Here is a 6922-nt window from a genome sequence, read left to right as displayed (position 1 = left end):
CTGCATGCTGTCACTCAATGCAAGATCTCGGGATAAACGGTTGAAATCTATATTCCCATCGATATGGGCCTGGACATAAGGTCTGGTAAAAATATCCCGGAGATCGCCAGAGCAATTGATCACCGAAGAAGTACTCTGCAGGAAGATCTTATCGATACGGACGTAAGACGGTCTTTCCCCGGTAAAATCTATTTCAGCATCCGCACCCAGTTCAATCTTTTTTATTCCGGGATTTTCGGGATGTCTGGCACTGCGCAGAGAGCCTTCCTCCAACTGTAATGACAACTTCATCCCGGGAAGCTTCTCTTTACCTAAATGACCGTATATGTGGCAGTAGGAATCGAATTTTCCGGTTGCAACCACTTTCTTACCTAGAGTACTGTATTGTTCGGGTATCATAAGGAGCAGTTCGGATAAAGAAGAAGCTCCCAGTCCGAGTTCCATATCGACAAAAGCCAGATGAGTGGCTGTATCTCCCTGTATAAAACCCTTTACATTAAATGCGAGCGTACCGATGGTGATGGATGCCTGCTGCATTTCCACACGGCTTTTAAGTACATTACTATGCATGCGGGCATCGAATTTCAATGGGAGCCTTTTGGTTAAAATCCGGCCACCATATACAGCAGTGATGGATTTGATTCCAAATTTGAAGTCCAGATCGGTGGAGTCCTTTGACATATTTCCGTCAATTCCCAGATCCAGGCTATCCAGGGCAGCAAATATCCCCTGTTTCCTGTCATCATAAATGATATATGCATCTTTGATACGGACGTCACTGATATTCATCTCGGAAAGGTTAAAAACAGGTTCTTTGATGGTGTCCGTTACAACGATGGTATCAGCAATAACAATTGTATCCGGGGAAAGGATATTCCAGTTTGCATTTCCTGTCGTATTGACGAATGCATAGATCTGGGGTCCTGCTATCTCAAGCTTTTTTATAATCACTTTCCGGTCTGTCAGGAATGCAACCGGATTGAATGACACCAGGCATCTGCGGAAAGAGACCAGTGTATCCTGAGGTAAACCTGTAGCCCTTAAGGCCGAATCCCTGTTTATAATTTTTCCATTTTTCATAAGTATCCCCAAATCGGGGAAAGTGCTGAAAAAAGTAATTTCCACCGATTCACATTCAACCTGGGCATCCAGGTAATTATTCACAAGCCCCAATACTACCGGAGTAACTTTTTCGGGAGTAAAAACCGTATATAACAATAAACTTATTACAATCCCGGTAAGTACAATAAGGCCTGCAAAGACCAGTAAAATCTTTTTTATTATGGCCAAACACCAGTTTCTTTTTTTTACAGGGACGCCTGTATCCTGTCCGTCATTCATACGTATAATGGAGAATTAATTGCTTTAAAATGCCTACATCAATATTCATGCAAAAGATAAATCGATTTTATGTAAGCAAAATCAAATACTGACGGACGTTTCACGGAAATTAAACAAGGAAAGCAGAAGCATCAGAAAACTAATACGATCGTTATCTTTCCAAAAGACCAATTCACAAGCAAATGAGATACCCTCCGGAATAATCTTTGCTGTTTTTTGAAAAAATTGTATCTTGCCGTTTGAATCATATAGACATATATAATTGATAATTGATAATTGATAATTGATAATTGATAATTGAAAATTGAAAATTGATGATTGAAAATTAACTCCGGAGAGTTAGCATGTTTGGTTGAACATCAATAAACAACACATACATATAAAGAATGACGAATGATGGATCAATAAACAATAATCAACAATCAATAAACAATAAATAAGGGGTGGTGGTGAAGACAGAAACAAATAAAATATTTGTCAGTCGTGAAACGGAGCGTAAATACAGGGTGCTTCTCCGTGCCGGGAAAAATGTATTGCAGGATGGACAGAAAGACATCCGGAAAGCTTTCCATCTGATACTGAGTGTAGGCAAGGATGATCAGCTTTATGGCCAACAGGCCATTGATTTTGTACTGGACCTGGCGTTGATTACAGTGGAGGAATTAGGGCTACGGAAACCTTCGGTACTGGCATCCATGTTGTACCATTTTGTTCCTTCCGGTTTGATCAGGCCGGAACAGATCCGGGATACTTTTGGTGAAAAAGTAGCTGCAATGACGGAAGAACTGGCAAGGATATCGGGTATTAGTGTGAATGACACCGTCCATCAGGCGGAAAATTTCCGCAATATGTTACTGTCTATGGTCACCGATATCAATGTAATATTGATCAAATTGGGTGAACGCCTGAAAATCATGCGTATACTGGACCTGTTCCCTGAAAAAGAGCGTTATCCATTTGCCTCCGACACCTTTTACTTGTTCGCTCCCTTGGCTCACAGGCTGGGTCTGTATAATATCAAGTCGGAAATGGAAGACCTGTCTTTGAAGCACATCCAACCCGAAGCATACCAGAACATTACACGCAAACTGGCTGAAACGACAACCAGACGTAACCGCTTCATCAAAGAATTCATCCAACCCATCCATGATGAACTGAGCCTGCAGGGATTTGACTTTTCGATCAAAGCAAGGCTTAAATCGGTTTATTCCATTTACAATAAGATGGTCAAACAGCGTGTAGACTTTGAAGAAGTGTATGACCTGTTTGCCATCCGTATTATATTGAATTCAACATCCGGCAAGGAAAAGTCGGATTGCTGGCATGTTTATTCGGTAGTCACCGATCTTTACCAACCCAATCCTTTACGGATGCGCGACTGGATCTCAGTGCCCAAATCGAACGGCTATGAATCGCTGCATACAACGGTGATCGGCCCTGAAGGGCGCTGGGTAGAAGTACAGATACGTACTGCACGGATGGACGAAATCGCCGAAAAAGGACTCGCAGCCCACTGGAAGTATAAAGGCGGACAGACAGATGATCAGATGGAAAAGCTGCTGGAACAGATACGGGAAAGCCTTGAATCTCCCGATTCTGAAAATTCCGAGCGTTTAGACAATATGAAGCTGAACCTTTATTCAAAGGAGATCTTCGTCTTTACGCCTAAAGGAGACCTGCGAAAATTACCGGTCGGATCAACCGTACTTGACTTTGCTTTCGATATCCATTCCGATATAGGCTCTGTTTGTGTAGGAGCAAAAGTGAACGGGAAAAATGTACCTATACGGCATGTGCTCCAAAATGGAGATAAAGTAGAGATCAATACTTTTAAGAACCAGAAACCAAGCACTGACTGGTTATCTGCTGTGGTTACCTCCAAAGCAAGAAACCGTATTAAGGCAGTACTGAAAGACGAAGAACGCAAAATTTCGGAACAGGGCCGTGAAATACTGACTCGCCGGTTCAAGAACTGGAAGCTGACCCTGGATGACCATGCGCTGAAAATCATGCAGAAAATATGCAAGGTGAAAACCTATACCGAAGTTTATGCGTTGGCGGTAGATGATAAAATTGATTTTTCGGCGATAAAGGAAGCTGTTGCAGCATCGGAAAAGGAAGAAAAGCAAAAGACACCTGAAAAGATCGACGAACAGGCAGTAGGAAAACTAGCCCGCCCCCATCAGGGAAAAGATAGTGGGAAGGATTTTATCAGCATTGACGGAAAAACGGGTGGATGGGATTATAAACTGGCCAAATGTTGCAATCCAGTTTACGGCGATCGGATTTTTGCATTTGTCACCATCAATGACGGGGTAAAAATACACCGGGAAAATTGTCCGAATGCCAAACAGATGGCCGAGAAATTCGGATACCGTATCCTGGACGCCCGGTGGGTGGATTCGGAACAGGATTCACTATACCAGGCCGATTTATGGGTCACCGGACATGATGAGATAGGGGTCGTCAACCGGTTGACCGACATTGTATCCAAGGAAATGAATACGCCGATCAGGTCCATTTCCCTGCAAACCAATGATGGCATATTCGGAGGTACCATTTCCGTTTTGGTCAAAGACACCAATTATCTGGACACATTGATCAACCGGGTGAAAAAGGTAAAAGGCGTGATCAATGCTTACCGCACCTCCACGTAAAAATTCTAATTCCCAACTTTTTTTAGATAATTCATCATTTGAGTAACTTAAAATATTCAATTATCAATTATCAATTATATGACTTTGGTACTGAATTTGTAGAAGAATTAAAGAATATTTATTTGTTTTGTCAGCAGATGTTGATATAAGTTTATATTTGCATCGTAATTTGTTTATGCATCAGGAAAATACATATTCTAAAAGAGACCGGATCATCAGTTATTGGCTGATGATCATTTTTGTATGCTTCTCATTCTCAGCATTCTCATTTAGCACTCAGGATTTTGAGAACGGACATCCCGCACATGCTTTGATCGATTTGCCGGGAAACCTGTCGGTCAATTTTATGTATCATACTTCCGCCATTAAATATGATTTCGGAAACCACCGGAATATGGATGGATTTCCGTTTGATTCATTTGCCTTATACTCATCCGTACTCAACCAGTTTTATCAACATGCATTAAAACAATCAACGGAGGATTTCTTTCCGTTGTCTACTATACCTGTCTACTTATTGGAACGCATACTACGCATTTGATCTTATCCGGATCGCTATCCGGCACAATCCGGCGATCCTTATAACCCATCAAAATTTAATACAAACGCCTAGGTGTGTTTGTATTGTCCCAGGTATTTATTGAGTGTGTTTTAATTATTAGAAAATCAATTTTAAGCAATATAGAAATGAGCACAGATGAAAAGTATGCCAAATTACTGGCACTATCCGTTTTGTACGAAAAGAAAGAACCGTTGAGAAGCGCACAGGTACAAAGAATCACTTGTTCTCCCGGTGATGTGGGAGCTATTCTGAAAGAAATAGAAGACAATCATTTCCGGGAATGGGTGAAATCGGTTTCGCACCTGTTTAAATCTCATTAACAGTCGATTTTTTTTTAGAGAAGAGGGTGTCTCAAAAGTATTTTATAGGCTTATTTCTTCGGGTACCTATCCGATATTAATTTTAAATATTGGATTCTCCAGAAGATAAACCGACTTTTGAGACAGCCCCTTTTTTCTATCTTTACGATATGCACATACTTTCTACTACAACAATCCGGTTTGCTATCACCTGCATCTACACCTAATAGATATTTTTTCATTAGAATAAAAAAACTGAAATATAACGATCAAACTTCTGATGAAATGAACAAATATTTTCGTAATCCGTATTTTTTGGTGTTTTTTTTATCTATTTTTATCTAAAACGACCTATATTATTTTGTTTTTATGAAGTTTGTTTTTATATTTGAAGAACAAAATAAACATTTCGACATAATTGAAACAAAAATTTAAACCTTAAGTGGGGATGTTTACAAACTAGAGGTGCAAATTATTGAAATTATTTACCTTATGTGATTTTTGGAAATAAAGTGTATTAAAATTAATTTGAGAAAGCCTATGATTAAAGTTATTCGTTAACTTTATTTATTATCCTTCATCTATTTTAAAGTTAGGATAACAAGTAAACCTGCTCTACTTATGAGAAAACCCAGGTGAAAATAAACATTTACTAAAATCGAGAAAATGAAATTTAAAATTTTAGCAGGAGTGATAACGGCAGTTTTTGTATTGGTCATGAATTTGCAGCATGCACTATCTGAATATGGTATTTTGAAAAATAATCTCCATGGACAAGTACAGGCACAATCTACCAGTAGAGGAAATGGAGGTACTGGCAGTGGCAATGGAACTGGGTCATCTGAAGATGATGAAAAAAAATATGATATCCATACTACTCCTATATCTTCTGAATGCACTGTATACGTAGGGGGAGCAGAAGCAAAAAGAAAAGTGCCTACGTGTCCTAGTGTTAGTACTGTGGTAAATTGCCCGGTTTGTATATTATGATAATAATAATTAGCAGGAAGTGTTCCACTTCCTGCTAAAATAATCTAAGCTGACATAAGATATTTTTTAATTATATGTATTGCTTCTCTATACATTTCTTGCCGGAATCATATTTCGTACCGGGTGATAACCGGAACAATTCGATGGACAGCCGTTATCATGGCTGGGTGAAGAAGGAGCAGGTCACCGGTAAGGTGTCCACAATCCTTCTGCCTAATAACAAAAACAGGATGGACAGAGCACAACTTTTTCAAACCATACGCTAATGAGAGCAAAGAAAATATCCATAGTCATCCCGGCATGTAACGAATCAGGTAATATTCGTCCTATGTTGGAAGCATTAGGTACAGTACTGACCACTGAATATATTTACGAGATTGTATTTGTAGATGACGGAAGCACGGACAATACCCTGGAAATATTGCAAGATGCTGCCAAAGGTAACAACCAGGTCCATTACATCTCCTTCTCCCGTAATTTCGGTCATCAGAATGCGTTGAAAGCAGGTATGGACATGTCTACCGGAGATTGTATCATTACCCTGGATGCAGACCTGCAACACCCTCCCGAACTGATCCCTTCCATGATCAAAAAATGGGAAGAAGGGTTCGATGTTGTCTACACCCGCCGACAGGAAGACCAGAAGTCCGGTTTCTTTAAGCGGTCTACTTCCCGGTGGTTTTACCGGTCGATGCGTCGGCTGTCGGGACTACAGATGGAATCCGGTATTGCCGATTTCCGCCTGGTCAGTCGTCCGGTAGCCGATATCTTATCCCGGTTCCGGGAACCTGACCTTTTTCTCCGGGGGATCATCAAGTGGATGGGATTCAAGCAATATGCTATCGACTACACTCCCGGAGAACGCTTTTCCGGAACCACCAAATATTCCGAAAAAAAGATGATAAAACTGGCTTTGCAAGGGATCACCTCTTTTAGCGTCCGGCCATTACATTTTTCTATTGTATTGGGAAGTATCATCACTTTGATATCCCTCCTTTATATCCCGTATGTCATCTGGCGGGCATGCCTGGGGCATGTGGTAGCCGGATGGGCTTCCACGATCATGGTGATCA

General features: G+C 40.6%; 7 protein-coding genes. 6 read left to right on the top strand and 1 reads right to left on the bottom strand.

The window, feature by feature from the left end:
- Positions 1-1341: AsmA family protein (locus tag LBQ60_00850; GenBank protein MDR2036449.1), on the bottom strand; the 1341-nt coding region annotated here is incomplete at its 3' end.
- A gap of 449 nt (positions 1342-1790) precedes the next feature.
- Between LBQ60_00850 and LBQ60_00845 the strand changes: the two genes are divergently transcribed.
- From LBQ60_00845 to LBQ60_00820, 6 genes are all read left to right on the top strand, one after another.
- Entirely contained in the window at positions 1791-3998 is a 2208-nt protein-coding gene (locus tag LBQ60_00845; GenBank protein MDR2036448.1) for a RelA/SpoT family protein, read from the top strand.
- Positions 3999-4155: 157 nt separating this feature from the next.
- Complete coding sequence (locus tag LBQ60_00840; GenBank protein ID MDR2036447.1) at positions 4156-4539, top strand: hypothetical protein; 384 nt, start codon at positions 4156-4158, stop codon at positions 4537-4539.
- A gap of 146 nt (positions 4540-4685) precedes the next feature.
- A complete protein-coding gene (locus tag LBQ60_00835; protein ID MDR2036446.1) occupies positions 4686-4880 on the top strand; it encodes a hypothetical protein in 195 nt (64 codons plus the stop codon).
- Between the two features lie 645 nt (positions 4881-5525).
- Positions 5526-5849, top strand: a complete 324-nt coding sequence (locus LBQ60_00830; protein ID MDR2036445.1) for a hypothetical protein — start codon at positions 5526-5528, stop codon at positions 5847-5849.
- Between the two features lie 74 nt (positions 5850-5923).
- Entirely contained in the window at positions 5924-6115 is a 192-nt protein-coding gene (locus tag LBQ60_00825; protein ID MDR2036444.1) for a S26 family signal peptidase, read from the top strand.
- A partial coding sequence (locus tag LBQ60_00820) for a glycosyltransferase family 2 protein (protein ID MDR2036443.1) occupies positions 6115-6922 on the top strand: 808 nt, incomplete at its 3' end. The genes LBQ60_00825 and LBQ60_00820, both read left to right, overlap by 1 nt.

Source organism: Bacteroidales bacterium (assembly GCA_031275285.1).
GTDB lineage: Bacteria > Bacteroidota > Bacteroidia > Bacteroidales > UBA4181 > JAIRLS01.
Note: the sequence above shows the minus strand (reverse complement) of the source record. Positions and strands in the feature narration are given on the sequence as shown.

Coding starts and splice junctions, on each gene's coding strand:
- LBQ60_00835 (MDR2036446.1), top strand. CDS start 4,686: ATGAGCACAGATGAAAAGTATGCCAAATTACTGGCACTATCCGTTTTG.
- LBQ60_00830 (MDR2036445.1), top strand. CDS start 5,526: ATGAAATTTAAAATTTTAGCAGGAGTGATAACGGCAGTTTTTGTATTG.
- LBQ60_00825 (MDR2036444.1), top strand. CDS start 5,924: ATGTATTGCTTCTCTATACATTTCTTGCCGGAATCATATTTCGTACCG.